Below are 18,435 nucleotides of genomic sequence, written 5' to 3'. Positions count from 1 at the left end.
AATTGCCAGCCCTTGAACAAAAATCTCTATTTTTGCGGTTATACTGTAATTGGTATCAAAATTTATGTTCAAAGACAACAAAACAAAGTATTATCTCATCGCGGTGGTTACCTTTTCGGTACTACTCACATCTTTGTCCTTTTATTTTTATCAGGCATTTTTCAGCCCCAATGCCCTTACCGACAAAGAAGATTCATACACCTTGAAAATCCCAAGTAATGCCACTTTTCAGATGGTTTCTGACAGCCTTTACCAAAATGAGGTAATCCATGATCTGATCACCTTCAGCTTTGTAGCAAAAGTCTTGGGTTATCAAGAAGCTGTAAAGCCTGGATTATACACCATCCCTGCCAAAATGAGTAACCTCAACCTGGTTAGGCTCCTAAGGTCCGGCAGACAGACGCCTGTAAAACTGACTTTCAACAATGTAAGAACAAAAGAAGATTTAGCAGAAAAAATCACCAAAAACCTTGAAATCAGCCCTGAAACGTTTCTTGCTTTGCTAAAAGATTCGGCTTACATCCGCAAATTTGGATTTGAGGAAGAAACTGTAATGGGAATGTTTATCCCAAATACCTATGAAATCTGGTGGAATACCAGTGCTGAAAATCTCTTTGACAGAATGTATAAGGAATATGGGAATTTTTGGACGGAAGCGAGGTTGCAAAAAGCCAAAAATTTGGGTTTGACCCAAAATGAGGTTTCGGCATTGGCATCAATCGTACAGGCAGAAACCCAAAAAGCAGATGAAAGACCCAAGGTAGCAGGCGTCTATCTCAACAGACTTAGAATCAATATGGCGCTTCAGGCTGATCCCACGCTGGTATTTGCCGTGGGAGATTTCAATCTCAAAAGAGTATTGAATGTCCATAAAGAAATCGACAGCCCTTACAATACCTATAAGTATCCCGGATTACCACCCGGACCTATTAATCTGCCTGAGATATCAGCCCTCGAGGCAGTATTGAATTATGAAGATCATGACTATTTGTATTTCTGCGCAAAAGAAGATTTTTCAGGTTATCATGCTTTTGCAAAAGATTATAATGAACACATGAACAATGCCCGAAGGTATCAGGCAGCATTGAATAGATCAAAAATATACTGAAATGTTCCGAGCAGAAACAAAAGTAAGGGTACGGTATGCAGAGACAGATCAAATGGGATATGTTTATTATGGAAACTACGCCATGTATTTTGAAGTAGCCAGGGTCGAAGCACTCCGGACAGCAGGCTTTTCATATAAGCAAATGGAAGATGATGGAATCATCATGCCTGTATTGGACCTCCATACCCAATTCCTCAAACCGGGAAAATATGATGAGCTTCTGACCATTAAAACCTGTATTCCGGAAATGCCCGGAATCAGAATAAAATTTGAATATGAAGTAGTAAATGAAAGTAATGAGGTAATTACCAAAGGCTGGACTACACTGACTTTTTTGAAAAAAGAAAGTCACAAACCCTGCAGACCATCCCAATATTTGTTAGATTTATTACATCCATATTTCCAGTAATCCATTTTTAAGTGAAAAAGAGGATCCGCTTACTTTCAATCAGGTTTACAAGAAAAGCTAAGTTTCTTAGAAAATTCCACCTTGGAAATCCTGACCAAAACCTGTACGATGTGGGCAGAATCTTCATGTTTCAGATGCGGAAGGATGAAATTACTGAAAGAGCTGGTGCCATGGCTTTTAGCTTTACAGTTGCGATGTTTCCGCTTTTGTTATTCCTTTTGAACATGATCCCCTATGTGGGGTTGTTTTTTCCAAATGTAACTACCCAAAACATCCTGCTTTTCATCGCAGAATTTATTCCATCGAGTGTCTATCAGGAAGCTGAAGCCACCATTATGGATATTGTCAGCAAGCCACGACAAAGTTTGTTGTCCTTGGGTTTTTTCCTTGCATTATTCTTATCGACCAATGGCGTGGTTTCTATGATGAATGCTTTCAATGCAGTCTATAGGACCAAAGAAAACCGATCCTTCTGGGTGACTAGGCTGATAGCAGTAAGCATCGTTTTGGTTTTGGTTTTGGCGATATGCGGTGCAGTCTTGATTATGATTCTTGGGGGAAGTATTCTTTACCGGATTTCGGAATGGGACATGGTATCGAGCAATCTATATGTTTATATGCTGACATTTTTTAGATTCCTGGTTTTGCTTTCTGTATTTTTGATAGCTACGGCATTTATATTCCGGTTTGCACCGGCGGTGCATGACAAGTGGAAGTTCTTTTCTACAGGATCGCTTACAGGAGGTATTTTGATTACGTTTGGGTTTTACCTGTTTTCATTTTACCTGAATAATTTTGCCACATACAACAAACTCTATGGATCCATAGGAGCCATGATTGCGGTTATGCTTTGGCTTTTTATCACTTCCCTGATCATCTTGGTAAGCTTCGAAATAAATGTCAGTTTGGACAAAGCTGCCGGTCGGCACCTTGTGACCAAATCATCTTCTGAAGATAATTCATGATTTTTATCATGATTGAATGACATTTTCATCAAGTTTGGAGTCCTTACGCTATTCTAATTTTGCACCGATTCAAAACCGATTTCTATGGAAACCAACAAAAGTATTTTTATTGCCACGACTCAGCCCTTTAGCGGAAAATCAATAGTAGCCCTTGGATTGGTGGATATGCTACTCGCCAAAGCACACAAAATCGGGTATTTCAAACCCATTATCAACAACCCTCCTGAAGTAAAAAAAGACTCCCCTTTTGAAACTTTGATCCAACATTTCAAACTGCCTATCCAATATGAGAAATCATATGGCTATACCAAAGATCAGGCAAATCAGCTCATTGAATCGGGATTGCAGGGAGAAATAATAGACACCATTATCAGCAAATACAAAGTTCTTGAGGAAGAAAATGATTTTACCATCATTGAGGGAAGTGATTTTTTGGGAGAGGGGACGGCATTTGAATTTGATGCCAATCTGGCAATCGCAAAAAATCTAGGTTCCCCGGTAATCATAGTCTTGTCAGGAGATGGCAAATCAGTTTCTCAGGCTGTCACTTCCGCTGTAGTGACCATCAATAATTTTCTTGACAGGAAAGTTAAAGTATTGGCTGTGGTAATCAACAAAGTGGAAGAAGGGGACAGAAAAGAAATCAAAAAGAGCTTGCAAAACCAGTTGAACAAAGACATCATCTTGGCAGTAATTCCGAAAATCCAGGAATTGAAAAGTCCTTCAATGAAAGAAATCAAAGAACATCTCGGTGCTGAGGTCATGTTTGGCGAAAATTTTCTCTCCAATCCTGCGGACCATTTCATCTTTGGTGCCATGCAGATTTCAAACTTTCTAAAACATATCAAGAAAAACGTATTGATCGTAACGCCGGCGGATAGGGCTGATATCATTTTGGCTTCTTTGCAGGCCAATCATTCTAAAAACTTTCCAAGAATTGCAGGCATGGTACTTACAGGAGGTTTTGAAATTGCCGAATCAGTAATCAAACTGATAGATGGTTCGGATGTGAACCTTCCTGTGCTGACTGTCGATGATCCTTCATTTTATGCGGCGACCAAAGTAGCAGGTATTCATTCAAAGATAAGCCCTGATTGTCCCGACAAAATCCTGGGGGCAATCAATACTTTTAGAAAATACATCGATACTGAAGCCCTCGAAAAAGAAATGATCAATTTCGTCGGGGTTGGAATGACGCCAAGGATGTTTCAGTTTCAGTTAGTCAAGTGGGCAAAAAACAAGAAAAAACACATAGTACTGCCTGAAGGCAAAGACGATAGGATTTTAAAAGCCGCAGATAGGCTTGTCAAGCAAAAAATCGTAAAAATTACCCTCCTTGGAGATGTGCAGGAGATCAATGCAAGTATCAGCAGGCTTGGGCTGAACCTCAACAAAGACAATTGTCAGATCATCAACCCTCAGGATTCTTTCTATTATGAGGATTACAGCAACACACTCTATGAGCTAAGGAAAGGCAAGAACATGCCTTTGGAAGTTGCCAAGGACCTGATGACTGACGGAGCTTATTTCGGCACAATGATGGTTCATAAAGGGCATGCAGACGGAATGGTCTCAGGAGCAATCCACACCACCGCACATACCATCAGGCCTGCACTCCAGTTTATCAAAACCAAACCGGGCATCTCGTTGGTTTCTTCCGTATTCTTCATGTGTCTACCTGACAGGGTTACAGTTTTTGGGGATTGTGCGATCAACATCAACCCAACCTCTGAGGAATTGGCAGAAATAGCCATTTCCTCTGCAGATACAAGCAAAAGATTTGGAATAGAACCACGAGTAGCCATGCTTTCCTATTCATCCGGAGCATCAGGCTCGGGGGAAGACGTGGAGAAAGTAAGGAAAGCCACCGAAATCGTCAAATCCAAAAGGCCGGATATCAAGGTGGAAGGACCTATCCAATATGATGCTGCTGTAGATCCTGTGACTGGCCGCCAAAAAATGCCAAATTCGGAAGTAGCAGGAAATGCTTCGGTACTTATTTTCCCGGATCTAAACACAGGAAACAATACCTATAAGGCCGTCCAAAGAGAAACAGGCGCAGTGGCTATAGGCCCAATGCTTCAAGGTCTGAACAAACCTGTCAATGACCTCAGTCGTGGTTGTACTGTTGATGATGTGTTCAACACCGTTGTCATCACCGCAATACAGGCCCAAGAATAGTATTCCATTTGATTATTTTTGGTTTGGGAACCGGTTTTTATCGATTCTCAGACCTTTTTAATTATGTTTCCTAATGAATTCCCAACAATCCATTTACGAAGCTCTCGGAGAGGAAAAAATTAAATCTATCGTACAAAATTTCTACAGGAATGTGGAGAATAGTGATGGATTGAGAAAGCTATATCCTGAGGATTTGGCACCTGCAGAAGAAAGACTATTTTTGTTTCTCATCCATGTTTTTGGTGGACCACATACTTATTTGGAGCAGCGGGGACATCCAATGTTACGAAAAAGACATTTCCAATGGCCTATTGACAGTGAAATGCGAAATTCTTGGCTTAACTGTATGCTATCAGCTTTGGATAAGGTAGAAATGGAAACAGAGATAAAAGAAGCAATGCAAGGATATTTTGTCAAAGTTGCTAACCATATGATCAATCAATAAGCTATGACAATACTGAAGAGGTTATATTCTATTTATGCTTTTTTGATTTTCATGCTTACTTTTCTATTCCTTCTCCCTCTTTTTCTGGTTTGTATCTGGGTTCCTAATTGGGAAAAATACGGTCGGAAAATCAATCAGTTTTGGGCAAATCTTTTTTTCTTCCTGATCTTGATGCCCATCAAAGTTGAAGGTAAGGAAAACATCAAACCAGGACAGCCTTATATTTTCGCAGCCAACCATTTCTCTTATCTGGATATTGCCATGATGGGTTTTATCCCGGGAGATGTGGTCTATGTCGGCAAAAGTTCGATCAGGAAAGTCCCTCTTTTTGGGTATTATTTTAAGAAACTACATATCGCTGTCAACAGATCCAGTATCAAAAGCCGAAGTGAGGTTTTAGTAAGGGCAAAAAATGCCATTTCAAAAGGAAGCAGTATTGTGATTTTTCCTGAAGGGGGAATCACCACAGGAATGCCTCCACATATGAATATGTTCAAAGATGGCGCATTTAGTCTCGCAATAGACAAACAAATACCATTGATTCCTGTCACTTTATCGTTTAATCATTTAATTTTGCCCGACGATGGAAAGCTCTTATTGAATTTCAAAAAAGGAAAAATCGTAATCCATCCTCCCATCCAAACAATTGGATTGACTGTCAAAGACCTACCAAGCATAAAAAACAAAAGTTATTATACCATTCAGGACCAACTTTGGAAGGACAACAACCTTTTGGATTCTGAAAAAACAATAATTCAGACTTTATGAAAATTGATTTGAATACCGTAAAGAAAATCTCCCACCTTGCGAGACTTGAGTTTAACGAAGAGGGAGCAGAAAAAATCCAAAAAGACATGACTCAGATCCTTGATTGGGTCGAGCAACTCAATGAGGTCGATACAACCGGAATAGAGCCTATCACCACCATGTCTTCAGAAGTCAATGTCATGAGAGAAGATGTCGTTGGCGAGCACCTTTCGCATGAAGCAGGTTTGCTCAATGCCCCACAGCGGGATTCGGATTACTTCAGGGTTCCAAAGGTGCTTGAATAATGCCTGCAAAAAGCGACTTAAGAATCAGCACATTCATTTTGAAAGGCCTTCCGATATCACTAGCAGTGGCAGGAGGCCTTTTCCTATTGTACAGCAGCTTCATTTGGGACAGAGCCATCATGCCCGTCCTGCCGGGAATATTTTCCGAAACCATTTCTGTTCCGGTGAAATTGGTGCAGGTGGGAGGAGAATTGGTAAGGATTGAAATGGACAATTTCCTTTTGTTCCAAAACTTTGAATCCCTGCCCGCTTTGTCCTATCCTTCTCTCAGTATCCTTTTTGGAGGCTTGGTATGGATTCTGGTTGCCTTGGGGCTTGCGCTGATCAGCACCCTCAAAAAACTTTATTTTACCGCTGCATCAGCATTGGTGATTTTTTTACTTGCATTCAGCGGGATCAACGGATTGAATATCGGAGGTATTTCCAGTAACTATGCCTTGATTGGATTAATGGTTGGTATTTTGACTCCATTGATAGGAATATCATTCTTTGCGCCCTCATGGGGGATTTTGAAAAGGTTTCTCCTAATCCTTTTTTCAGGATCTGTGACACTATTCCTTTTGACAGAAATTTCCGAAATACCTTCTCCATGGCTTTGGTTGGGTGAAAACAGTGTTTTCCCAGCGTCAATGGTTTCGGTTATTTTCCTTCTGCATATTGGCCATGCATTTATCTCAGGGAGTTCAATTCTCCTGATCCAATTAAACAAGGGCACAGGAATCAAAATTACTTGGCATATCCTGTTTATCTTTCTTATCTATTTTTCTTTGGTCTTCTTTTCATTCCTTGACCTTACAGGAGAAGTGCAACTCCCCTTCCCTATTCTCCCACCTGCAGTTTTGATGCTTTTAGGAGGTTTGTTGGGTTATTATGTTTTAAGCTACAAAATCGACCAAACAGATCAATTCTATAACCATCCTGACATCGGAAAATCTTTTTTCTGGACCGGTTTTGCACTTTCGACAATGACTTGGGCTTGGGTAATTTTTAAAGAAAACCAATCCATGATTGAATTTTTTAACCATGTTTTCATCTATGGGCAGGTGGCCTTTAGCTTGCTGTTTTTTCTTTACTTAATGGCTAACTTTTCTGAAATACTCAACTCCGGTAAGGATATTGAGAAAATAATTTTCAAACCTCAGTTTTTCGCCTATTTCCACATGCGGATCGGAGCGATCATGGCTGTGGTTGTTTTGACAATATATGCAGATGGAATTATTGGGGTGCAGTTGGCATCCGGAAGTTCTAACATCAATGCAGAATATTATTACCAAACTGATCGTCCGCTTCAGGCTGCCATTCTTTATGAAAGTTCATGGACACAATACCGAAAAAACGACAAAGCCAAAAATACAGCTGCCCATTTGAGATTTTCCCTAAACCAAACCAACCTCGGAATGGAAAATCTTTACCAGGCATTTGACAATTCTCCTTCCATAATCAATACCTTATTGCTTTCCTCAAAACTTCATCAACAGGAAAAAATCTTTGATGCTGTTTTTTATTTGGAAAGGGCTTTGAATTTCTTCCCTGACAACCCTTATCTAGTCAATAACCTTTCCCTCCTATATTCCAAACTCAACAAACCTGCCGAAGCAATATCCATGATGGATGCCGTTGCTGATAAAAATACGGTGCTTCAGTCCAATCTTCTTGCTTTAAAAGTCAAACATCATGCCGGGCAAGAAGAGGTTGAACCAATTCCGGAAGATCAGATTTTTAGAATCAATTACTTGGTTTTTGAAAATAAGAAAGGAAATTTTGCTCCTTTTGAATTGAGCACAGAAAACCTTTCTGAAAATTATTCCTTGAAAACAGCTATTCTCAGAAACCAATGGACCAATAAGGTTACCACGCCATTGTCATCAGACCTTAGCATCATTGATTCGCTTGTGGTCAAATCGCAGATAAGTGCTGAAGAGATGAATTTTCGCGAAACAAGAATTCTGAGGACACTTCAGGATAATTACATCAATGAAACATTGAAATACCTCAATGGAACTGCTATGGCACTTCCAAATGCTGCAGGGTATTACCATTCCCTTTCAGCGAAAATTTTGTTTGGAGAATTGGATTTTGAAAAATCTGCTATTGATATTATGGTTGCTCAGGAAAGAGGTTTTCAAAACTTTCAGCCCATTCACCTGGCTATTCTTTATTTTGGTGGAAAGCCTGCCGAAGCGCAGTTGATTTCTCAAAAATATACTGTTCCATTTCCGGATTGGATGGTCTGGGATGAAAACGGGAATTTGGCAGAAAATCCCAAGACAGACTATTTTGATAAATCAGCAAAATTGCACCGAGCAATGCCTGTTGATTTTCTGAATCATCTGGAAGAAATCCAAGACCCTAAATTCAAGTCGGAATATGCTTTCAAAGTTTTTTTACACAAAATGCATTGGCTGAATGCCTCTGATTTTGAGAAAGTCAAGAATATTCTGCTTCAAAACCTTGGAGAGGTTTGGACTACAGAAGATCTGGACTCTTGGTATTCTTTTGTGACAAAAGAAGAAGCCACAAAACCTACCGAAAAAATCAACGCTTTGATCAAACCCGAACTCGATCTAGGGAGAAATGCCTATTGGGTGCCATTGGTTTTGAAAAAAGTCAATGCTGAACCTGATGACCTGAAAAAATATGAAATCCTTCAGGATGCTATACAGTTTTCCAAAGATCCAATGATTTGGATTCAATATGTAAAGCAAAGCAGGAAACTGGGATTAGACAGCTATGCAAGCAATGCATTGATGGAAATGCAAGGATGGCTGACAATTTCTGAAATTGAAAAACTGCAATTCGAAAACTTATAGCACCTTTTGTCGTTATTTGAAAGTAAAGTTTTTAGCTCTAAATCTTTTCCATTAATTTAAGACTTTAAAATATTCCACCGATGACTAAGATAATTGAAACCACCGCAATCAGTAAAACCTATAAAATGGGCGCAGAGATAGTAGAAGCGCTCAAATCCATTTCAATCACGGTCAACAAAGGTGAATATGTTGCATTTATGGGACCTTCAGGATCAGGTAAATCCACTTTGATGAATATTATAGGATGTTTGGATTCTCCCACTACCGGCTCCTATGTTTTGAATGGAAAAGATGTCAGTGACATGACCGAAAATGAGCTTGCAGAAATCCGAAACAAAGAAATAGGATTTGTTTTCCAGACTTTTAACCTTCTGCCTCGCGCAACTTGCCTAGATAATGTGGCCCTTCCACTGATCTATGCGGGTTATAATAAGTCTGACAGACAGGAAATGGCAAATCAAGCTTTGAAAAATGTAGAGCTTGGTGACCGGGTCCATCACAAGCCAAACGAACTTTCAGGTGGTCAGAGACAAAGGGTGGCCATCGCCCGTGCTTTGGTCAATAACCCAAGTATCATCTTGGCCGATGAACCTACCGGTAACCTGGATTCCAAAACTTCTTATGGAATCATGGAGCTTTTCCACGAACTCCACCAAAAAGGTAATACCATCATCATGGTGACACACGAGGATGACATTGCACATTATGCGCACAGGATTATCAGATTGAGAGACGGACTTGTAGAATCGGATACGCTGAACCCCAATCCGACCAGGGGAATTTCCATGCTTGTCCAAGAGTAAATTCCTGAAGATTTTATAAATTCTTTATGTTATTTTTGTGGCTTGATTGAAAAAAGGTCAACTTAAATACAATCTTGCTTCCATGAAAATATATACCAAAACCGGAGATACGGGAAAAACATCATTGTTGGGAGGCCGGAGGGTTTCAAAAGCGGATTTAAGGATCGATGCATATGGCACTGTAGATGAACTGAACAGTTTCATCGGTTTGCTCCGGGATCAGGAAATCAACAAAAAAAGAGAGTCTCTTCTCAAAGAAATACAAGACAGACTTTTTACAATTGGAGCAACACTAGCTACTGAACCAGGAAAAGAAAATGTTAAAAAACCTGATCTTCATGAAGATGATCTGGTTTTGTTGGAAAAGGAAATTGACGAAATGGAATCCCAATTGCCACAATTGCGGCATTTTATATTACCGGGAGGACACCAAAGTGTATCTTTTTGCCACGTGGCCAGGACAGTATGCAGGAGAACGGAGCGCTGCGTTATAGACCTTATGGAGATAGAGCACGTAGATGAAATAATCGTAAAATATTTAAACCGGCTTTCTGATTATCTTTTTGTTTTGGGAAGATTAATTGCCCAAGAATTAGGAGTTGAGGAGGTTACTTGGAAGCCTAGAATCTAATACCATGAAAACAACAATTCAAATAGACATTACCAAAACTCAAGTATCCAGACTCCAAGAGACTGATTTTAACAATTTGGTTTTCGGAAAAACAATAAGTGACCACATGTTTGTGGCTGATTATGTAGATGGCGAGTGGACAGACCTGCGCATTGAGCCATATGCACCACTTTTGCTTAATCCATCCAATGCTACACTCCATTATGGCCAATCAATTTTTGAAGGAATGAAAGCCTACAAAAATGAAGAAGGAGAAATATTGCTTTTCAGGGCAGATGCCAACCAAAAAAGGCTGAATGAATCGGCAAGAAGAATGTGCATTCCTGAAGTTCCTGAGGAGATTTTTATGGAAGGACTGATGACACTTTTGGATCTGGACAGATCCTGGATTCCGAATAAACCCGGCTATTCACTTTACATCAGGCCTTTTGTATTTGCCACGGATGACTATATCGGTGTCAGACCATCAGAAAAATATAAGTTCATGATCTTTACCTGCCCTGTTGGAAACTACTATTCCAAGCCTGTGGCAGTAAAAGTGGAGCAGAAATATACAAGGGCTATTGAAGGCGGTACAGGTCAGGCAAAAGCTGCTGGTAATTATGCCGGTTCGCTTTATCCCGCTCTTTTGGCTCAAAAGGAAGGCTACGACCAACTGCTTTGGACGGATGGAAAAACCCATCAATTCATCGAGGAAAGCGGAACGATGAACGTGATGTTTATGATCAATGACACCCTCATCACAGCACCGACCCACACCGGGACTATCCTGAAAGGCATCACAAGAGACTCTGTTTTGACTTTGGCCAAAGAAATGGGATATGGTGTTGAAGAAAGGTTTTTGAGTGTAACAGAACTTGAAAAAGCCGTTGTTGAAGGAAAGCTTCAGGATGCTTTTGGTACGGGTACCGCAGCAACAATTGCGCACATCTTTAAGATCAATATAAATGGACAGGATTATCTTCTTCCTGAAAAACCTTCAAACGCCTTTTCGAATCAGGTACTAAAAACCCTCGATGACATCAAGTATGGCAAAAAAGAAGATAACCATGGATGGATCATAAAATTTTAGATGATGTTTTATGCTAAATCATAATTTGAAAACCACCAACGGGTGGTTTTTTTATGCGAAAAAAAATCATCTAGCCTAAGGTTAGGATATCTGAAAGCCATCTTAGCCAAACCGAAAAAAATAATCTTTCAAAATTTTTTGGGGAAAAAATCACTACTTAAGAAGAATAACATTGATACTTCACCAATTTTTGTTTCAAAAATTATTCAGGAATCTATATCTCTTTCATTTACTTATATTAGCTTAAAATCATCTTTATAAAATAAGACTAATGTGGGTTTTATCGTTTTACCAAATACCGCCAAGAGAGCTATTTATATGAAAAGCACTTTTTCAAAATCGGGAATATTCTTGATGCCTTTGATCCTATTAATTTCAATAGCCAATAATTCCTTTGCCCAAAAATTCCTCCTTCTTCAAAAGGGTTCAAATACCAAGACAGCACTCAGATTCCAAGTCGGTGAAGAAATTACTTACAAATCCACCAAGTTTGATTATTATGTCACTGATTTGATCGTAGATATCAAAACAGACATTATCGTCCTTTCTGAAAATGTGCTCCAACCAAAGGATATCACCGTTGTCGACATCCGCAACAAAGACCCAAGAAACCAAACGATCAAAAACCTTTCATTTTTAAGTATGGGGGCAGGAGTGGTTTTTCTTTTGGTAAACACTGTAAATAGTTTGTATCAGGAAAGGGACCTGTCACGATTAGAAGAGTCTTGGGCCTTATCCGCAGGGCTTATGGCAGGGGGATATGTTATTTCAAAACTGAAGTACAAAGAATTCCGCCACAAAGGGGATAACAAAATCCAAATTGTAATTCTATATGGAGATTGAAAAGGAATAGGTAAAGCGGGGATTTTTTACGACTTTTGCACCTCAAAAACTAAATAAATTATGACATCAGACCAGTTGAAAGACTTGAGAGCCCGCGTTTCGGCTTTGAGGAGGTATCTTTGACTACGATAAGAAGAAAGCAGAAATAAAAGATTTGGAGGCTGTTTCGTCACAGCCCGGTTTCTGGAATGATTCTGATGAAGCGGAGAAGACCATGAAGCAAATCCAGTCCAAAAAAGGATGGACTGCTCCATACGAAAAAGTAGAAACCAGCCTTCAGGATCTGGAAGTTCTCTTTGATTTTTATTCTATGGACGAAGTTTCTGAAGAGGAAATGAAGTCCGAATACAAAAAAGTTTTGGGAGAGGTGGAAGACCTTGAACTCAAAAAAATGCTCAGCAGCGAGGAAGACCAACTCAATGCCGTACTTGAAATCAATCCCGGTGCAGGCGGAACAGAAAGTAACGATTGGGCCTCCATTTTGATGAGAATGTACATCATGTGGGGTGAAAAAAATGGTTACAAAGTTCGTGAGGTGGATTTGCAGGAAGGTGAAGTCGCTGGAATCAAATCCTGTACCTTGGAGTTTGAAGGGCCATTAGCTTACGGATTCCTCAAATCCGAGATTGGTGTCCACCGCTTGGTTAGGATTTCGCCTTTCGATAGCAATGGCAGAAGACATACTTCATTTGCCTCAGTATACGCCTATCCCGAGGTGGATGACACCATTGAGATTGACATCAATCCTGCGGATGTGGAGCTCCATACTTCCCGATCAGGTGGCGCCGGTGGACAAAATGTCAACAAGGTCGAAACCAAAGTGCAGCTGACCCACAAACCGACAGGAATCGTGGTTGTTTGCCAGATTGAACGTTCACAGCTAGCCAACAGGGAAAAAGCCATGCAGATGTTGAAGTCTAGACTTTACCAAATGGAAATGGAAAAAAGGAATGCCGAGAGGGCGAAAGTTGAATCCGGAAAATTGAGGATTGACTTTGGTTCACAAATCAGAAACTACGTCCTTCATCCTTACAAACTGGTAAAAGATGCCAGAACGGGATATGAAACTTCAGATACACAAAGTGTTTTGGATGGCAATATCAATGAATTCATAAAGGCTTTTTTGCTTGCCCAAAGCGAAGAAGAAGCCAACCAAGATTGATCTTTTTGATTACAAAATCCTGATTCAGACTTGTTCTGGATCAGGATTGTTTTATCTCTAACCGAACTCCTTCATGAGATTTTTGCCTCCATTCTTTACGTTGGATTATTTTCTTCTCTGCCTGAGTTCGTTTTTGTTTTTTTCAAGTTTCAATATGATCATCCCTGAGCTCCCCTCCTACCTGAGTTCTTTGGGCGGTGAGGATTACAAAGGATTGATTATTGCCTTATTCACACTTTCAGCGGGACTTTCACGTCCATTTAGCGGTAAGCTTGCAGATAAAATCGGTCGGATTCCGGTAATGGTTTTTGGAGCTGTGGTATGCATCATCGCAAGTTTGGCTTATCCTATTGTCACCTCAGTGGCAGGATTTCTTTTCTTGAGATTTATGCATGGATTCTCTACAGGGTTCACTCCTACTGGCACTTCTGCTTACGTGGCAGACATCGTACCCTTCAACAGACGAGGCGAGGCTATGGGAATCCAATCTTTATTTGGCTCATTGGGAATGGCAGCCGGTCCTGCAACAGGAGGATATATCGGATCAATTTGGGGGATTCAGCCACTGTTTTATACTTCAGCATTTACAGCTATACTTTCCATTTTGATATTGTCCAGACTCAAAGAAACCGTCGCCCAACCCGAAAAATTCCATCCGAAGTTATTGAAATTGAATCGTGATGAATTGATCGAAAAAAGGGTATTGGCCCCATCTCTCGTTTTGTTTTTAACCATTTTTTCTTTCGGAGCTGTTCTTACGATTATCCCTGATTTTTCTGAGCATTTGGGGATTCTTAACAAAGGGTTGTTCTTTGCGGTATTTACACTTTCTTCTTTAGGAATCAGAATCATAGCCGGAAGAACCTCTGATAAATTTGGAAGAATTCCTGTAATGCTAATAGCTACTTTTTTCATGGCTTTATCTATGTTTCTGATAGGTTTTTCCGAATCAAAAACTATGTTTCTCTTTGCTGCTGTGGTTTTTGGTTGTTCTGTAGGAATGAATTCTCCCACCATTTCGGCATGGACTATTGATCTTTCTTTGGATAAATTCAGGGGACGGGCTTTGGCTACTATGTATATTGCAATGGAATCCGGAATAGGCGTTGGAGCGTTAATTTCGGGATTTGTCTACGCCAACAAATCAGAGAATTTCCCATTGGTTTTTTCGATTGCAGGGATATTTTCAATGGCCGCTTTCGGCATTTTGGTTTTTTTGAGAAATATGCAGAAAGACTTGTCCAAAAATAAATACTAATAATATTCTAATCCTAAATTTAAAAAGTGCCATAAATTTTGAAATAGTATAAAAAAATATAATTTATTGGTAAAATGTAAATTATAAAAATTTTTTAACAATTTATTTTACAATTAAAGTATTTAATTTTGTTTTTTAAGATTATTTTTAGGATTGGTTAATAATTGAATCTCTGAATGTTTGTCTGGAACAAAAAGTTTACCGCCTTTTATTTTTCTACCGTAATCCTAGCTGTGACATTCCTAATGTTGGACATCAAAGCTTTTTTCTTTTTGTTCAATTTATTGACATTACCGATCCTAATTTTTGGACTATGGTTAAAATTTAAGAAGCATCCACATCCCTTGATGCCTTTGATGATTGTGGCCTCGGTTTTTTCATTTTCAGGAGATTTTTTGATGTTGCTCGATATTGAAGAAAGCCTTTTTAAAACTATAGGTATATGCACATTTATAGTAGCCCAAACTTGTTATGGATTATTATATATCTACTCTACTCAATTCACTGAAATTAAAATAAAACCAACCCTCTTGAAAAGGTGGCCTGAAATTCTCACTTATGTTTTATTGGGAATTTATGCCACCATTGTTTTGAAATATACCAACGAGTTTTTCTTACCCGGATTACTTTACTCTTTCTTCGGCATTTCTACGTTTGTATTGGCTATTAACAGAAGGTTTTTTGTAAGTAGACGTAGTTTTGTTTTGGTGATTTTTGGAGCTTTTATGTTTATTCTAAGTGCCTCACTTACAGGATTTGATCTATACGCAACCAATAAAATCAGATATGCAGTGGCAATCCTCTTTTATTCCGGAGGACATTACCTTTGCAGCTACGGCATCCTAACCCAAATTGGAGAGATTATTAAAAAAGAAATACCGGTAAAATCTATTTTTGAGTAAATCTTAAGGATTGTTCAAAAAACCGTTTTTCCTCGGAATGGGCATGATCTCAACTTGTCTTCCGTTTAGGTAGGTTACTTTTTCCCCATCAAAAAAAGCTCCTTCCTCTAGCTGAACCCTTAACTCCTTATTCCACTCTTTTAGGAAAACGACTGCATTTAATTCAATGGCATAAACAGTGTTGGGATACAATGGATAATCCCCTGCTCCGGGAGTATCTCCCTGATTGTCCCACATGCCGATAGTAGGTCCTGAAGCATGTCCGTGCATGCCTAGGGGATGCGAGTAAATGCTCCCCTTTATCCCCTCCGTATTCATTGTTTTTCTTGTTTCTCTAAGGATTTGATTTCCTGTCCGTCCTGTCACAAACTGAGATGTAAGTATGTCTTGCAGTCTATTACCGACTTTCATTGCGTCTTTGAGATATTGCGGTACCTCATTTTCTCCAAGTTTGAGAACATAAGCGAGTTGTTGGGTATCAGTATTTAACCTCAGGTAAGAAATACCAAAGTCAATGTGAAGCATATCGCCGGGCATGATGACTTCCGAGTCCGCTTTGACTGCAAATGACCTCAATTGCCCCTGAGATGCCGGATCCGCTCTTTGGATATCTACAGAAGGGTGAAACCAAGTATCTAATTTCAGTTCCTTGATTCTTTCCCTATACCACCATACTACATCATCAGTGGTGGTGACACCAGGCGTAATCACTTCCTCAGAAAGACCATCGGCGATGATGTCATTGGCAATTGTTTGGAGATGGCGATAAGTGGCCATTTCGGAAGGTGTCCTTGTCTCTAACCATCCCACTGCCAGATTTTGTGCGGAAGTTATTTTACTGTGAAAATTCTCAGGTAAATAGGATTTTAGGGTATTGTATTCTGTAACATTGAGTCCATCAGCATGACCAAAATCCTTGGCGATATTCAATCCGATTTTCTTGGGGTTTTTCTCAACGATCAATTCTGAGAGCCGCTTCCATTGGTCTGGCTGGGTATCTGGATCCCAAGCTTTTTTGAAAGATTTGCCCACATCATACCTCGCCACCGCAAACGTCTCAACAGTCGATGAGCCAGGAGCTTTGTATAATACCAACATGGTCCTTCTTCTTGCAGCATGCCATGTTGCAGGCAAAAAAGTTTTGATTACCGGATCTTCATTGTACTCCCTAGAAATGATTACCCACATATCTATCTCGGACCTGTCCATCAGTGAAGGCAAAAGCGTCTGTATCCTTTCCTCCAACCATTGATCGATGACGGCTGCCTGTTCTCTTTGACTCAAGATATGTGGTGATTGGGCAAATAGGATTCCGCCGAATCTAACAAACAATACAAGGGCAATCAAGAATTTATTCATGTCAGTTTCCAAATTTAATTTCGGAAAATAGGAAGAAATCTCAATAATAAAAAGACAAACTATTTGACAGAAATATTGCTTTCCTGCTTGTCCAATATCCTTTGGCTGAGTTTATGGAATCTATAAAGCAACATTATTCCTGTTACTGTAAGTCCTATCAAAAGTCCGACCCATATGCCAATTTCTTGCATTCCAAGTGAAAAAGCCAATATATAGCCCAAAGGCAACCCAATTACCCAATATGCAATTAAAGTCACAATTGTAGGAACCCTTACATCAGACATGCCACGGAGTGCCCCAAGTCCAACTACCTGAATTCCATCAGATAATTGGAAAAACCCTGCAATGACCAACAAAGTAGCACTCATCTGAATCACAGAGACATCATCAATGTAGAGAGAAGGCAAAAATTCTCTGAATAAAATGAAGATAACTGCTGATACACTCATAAAAATGGCAACCATCACAAAAGCAGTGAATCCAGCTTCCCGTAGAGTTTTTATGTCCTTTCGACCCAACTGATTACCAACTCTTACCATAGCTGCTGTAGAAAGCCCTGATGCCATCATATAGCTGATTGACGCAAGGTTGATGGCAATCTGATGTGCCGCCAATGCAGTAACCCCAATCCATCCCATCATGATAGCAGCTGCACTGAATGCTCCTACTTCAAAAATAAACTGAAATCCGGTTGGCACACCGATTTTAATCAGTTTGGAAAACATAGGGAAGCTTAATTTTTTAAATCCCAAACTTAGGTTGTACGTGCTGTATCTCTTCGAATTCCAAACATAATATGCCATCATCAATCCCATCATAATCCTGGAAATCAAAGTAGCCCATCCTGCTCCGTTTAATCCAAGGGCAGGAAAACCAAGATTTCCGTAGATCATCACCCAATTGAGAAAAACATTGATGGCATTACAAAAAATCGTAATGTACATGGCTTGTTTGGTTTGCGATAAGCCTTCGGCAAATTGCTTGAATGTTTGAAAAAACATGAATGGAAGTAATGAAAAAGTGATGATTGCCAGATATGGGATGGCCAAGATGACAACTTCTTCCGGCTGATTAAGATGTTTGAGAAAAGGAGAGGTCATCAAAATCAAAAAAAACAGGATAACCCCACCGACCATATTGATGGTAAAACCATGGTTGAACAAACGGGCAATCCTTTTTCCTTTGTTTTTCCCATCTGCCATCGCTACCAATGGTGTCATTGCCATAGATATCCCTATTCCAAACATCAAAACCACAAAGAAAATACTGTTAGCCAAGGAGGCAGCGGCCAAAGGGACTGCACCAAGCCGGCCAACCATCATGCTGTCAGCCACTCCTACCAACACCTGCCCCAACTGACTCAGCATCACCGGGTAGGCTAGGTAAAAAGTCTTTGAAAAATTATCCTTGAAATTTGGAATGACCATTTTAAATA

At 39.8% G+C, this 18,435-nt stretch carries 17 protein-coding genes; 15 read left to right on the top strand and 2 right to left on the bottom strand.

Translation table 11 applies throughout. The features are described 5' to 3' along the window. Positions 1-64 precede the first annotated feature (64 nt). From mltG to NU887_RS03035, 15 genes are all read left to right on the top strand, one after another. Positions 65-1,108 carry an endolytic transglycosylase MltG gene (gene mltG / locus NU887_RS03105; RefSeq protein WP_258421886.1) on the top strand — a complete coding sequence of 348 codons (1,044 nt, stop codon included), beginning with the start codon at positions 65-67 and terminating at the stop codon, positions 1,106-1,108. Position 1,109: 1 nt separating this feature from the next. Further along, positions 1,110-1,517 (top strand): acyl-CoA thioesterase, encoded by a 408-nt coding sequence (locus tag NU887_RS03100; protein WP_258421885.1) that lies wholly within the window; start codon positions 1,110-1,112, stop codon positions 1,515-1,517. 11 nt (positions 1,518-1,528) lie between these two features. Further along, a complete protein-coding gene (locus NU887_RS03095; protein WP_258421884.1) occupies positions 1,529-2,482 on the top strand; it encodes a YihY/virulence factor BrkB family protein in 954 nt (317 codons plus the stop codon). Positions 2,483-2,566: 84 nt separating this feature from the next. Then, positions 2,567-4,663, top strand: coding sequence for a phosphate acetyltransferase (pta, locus tag NU887_RS03090; RefSeq protein ID WP_258421883.1), 2,097 nt, complete (start codon positions 2,567-2,569; stop codon positions 4,661-4,663). 73 nt (positions 4,664-4,736) lie between these two features. Beyond that, the gene (locus tag NU887_RS03085; RefSeq protein ID WP_258421882.1) at positions 4,737-5,108 is read left to right on the top strand and encodes a globin domain-containing protein; all 372 of its coding nucleotides are present in this window, start codon (positions 4,737-4,739) and stop codon (positions 5,106-5,108) included. Between the two features lie 3 nt (positions 5,109-5,111). Continuing rightward, complete coding sequence (locus tag NU887_RS03080; RefSeq protein ID WP_258421881.1) at positions 5,112-5,876, top strand: lysophospholipid acyltransferase family protein; 765 nt, start codon at positions 5,112-5,114, stop codon at positions 5,874-5,876. Continuing rightward, a complete protein-coding gene (gene gatC / locus NU887_RS03075; protein ID WP_241142641.1) occupies positions 5,873-6,160 on the top strand; it encodes an Asp-tRNA(Asn)/Glu-tRNA(Gln) amidotransferase subunit GatC in 288 nt (95 codons plus the stop codon). Before NU887_RS03080 ends, gatC begins: the two co-directional genes overlap by 4 nt. Next, positions 6,160-8,970, top strand: a complete 2,811-nt coding sequence (locus tag NU887_RS03070; RefSeq protein WP_258421880.1) for a hypothetical protein — start codon at positions 6,160-6,162, stop codon at positions 8,968-8,970. Before gatC ends, NU887_RS03070 begins: the two co-directional genes overlap by 1 nt. Before the next feature lie 80 nt (positions 8,971-9,050). Beyond that, the gene (locus NU887_RS03065; protein ID WP_275982327.1) at positions 9,051-9,773 is read left to right on the top strand and encodes an ABC transporter ATP-binding protein; all 723 of its coding nucleotides are present in this window, start codon (positions 9,051-9,053) and stop codon (positions 9,771-9,773) included. An 82-nt stretch (positions 9,774-9,855) separates the two neighbouring features. After that, positions 9,856-10,404, top strand: a complete 549-nt coding sequence (locus tag NU887_RS03060) for a cob(I)yrinic acid a,c-diamide adenosyltransferase (RefSeq protein ID WP_258421879.1) — start codon at positions 9,856-9,858, stop codon at positions 10,402-10,404. Between the two features lie 4 nt (positions 10,405-10,408). Next, positions 10,409-11,476, top strand: a complete 1,068-nt coding sequence (locus tag NU887_RS03055) for a branched-chain amino acid aminotransferase (protein ID WP_258421878.1) — start codon at positions 10,409-10,411, stop codon at positions 11,474-11,476. 354 nt (positions 11,477-11,830) lie between these two features. Further along, positions 11,831-12,319: a hypothetical protein gene (locus tag NU887_RS03050; RefSeq protein WP_258421877.1), complete on the top strand. Its 489-nt coding sequence runs from the start codon at positions 11,831-11,833 to the stop codon at positions 12,317-12,319. A gap of 60 nt (positions 12,320-12,379) precedes the next feature. Continuing rightward, positions 12,380-13,481 (top strand): peptide chain release factor 2 gene (gene prfB, locus NU887_RS03045; RefSeq protein WP_258421876.1). Its coding sequence is split into 2 segments (ribosomal slippage): positions 12,380-12,439 and positions 12,441-13,481, totalling 1,101 coding nucleotides; the frame shifts between segments, so codons are not numbered across the junction. Positions 13,482-13,554: 73 nt separating this feature from the next. Next, positions 13,555-14,739 carry an MFS transporter gene (locus NU887_RS03040; protein ID WP_258421875.1) on the top strand — a complete coding sequence of 395 codons (1,185 nt, stop codon included), beginning with the start codon at positions 13,555-13,557 and terminating at the stop codon, positions 14,737-14,739. Positions 14,740-14,915: 176 nt separating this feature from the next. Beyond that, positions 14,916-15,641: a lysoplasmalogenase family protein gene (locus NU887_RS03035; RefSeq protein ID WP_338080959.1), complete on the top strand. Its 726-nt coding sequence runs from the start codon at positions 14,916-14,918 to the stop codon at positions 15,639-15,641. 3 nt (positions 15,642-15,644) lie between these two features. Here NU887_RS03035 and NU887_RS03030 read toward each other — a convergent pair whose 3' ends face one another. Continuing rightward, positions 15,645-17,000 carry a M24 family metallopeptidase gene (locus tag NU887_RS03030; RefSeq protein WP_258421874.1) on the bottom strand — a complete coding sequence of 452 codons (1,356 nt, stop codon included), beginning with the start codon at positions 16,998-17,000 and terminating at the stop codon, positions 15,645-15,647. 59 nt (positions 17,001-17,059) lie between these two features. After that, entirely contained in the window at positions 17,060-18,427 is a 1,368-nt protein-coding gene (locus NU887_RS03025; RefSeq protein ID WP_258421873.1) for an MATE family efflux transporter, read from the bottom strand. Positions 18,428-18,435 lie beyond the last annotated feature (8 nt).

The sequence above is a fragment of the Aquiflexum gelatinilyticum genome (assembly GCF_024741135.1).
Classification (GTDB): Bacteria; Bacteroidota; Bacteroidia; order Cytophagales; family Cyclobacteriaceae; genus Cognataquiflexum; species Cognataquiflexum gelatinilyticum.
Note: the sequence above shows the minus strand (reverse complement) of the source record. Positions and strands in the feature narration are given on the sequence as shown.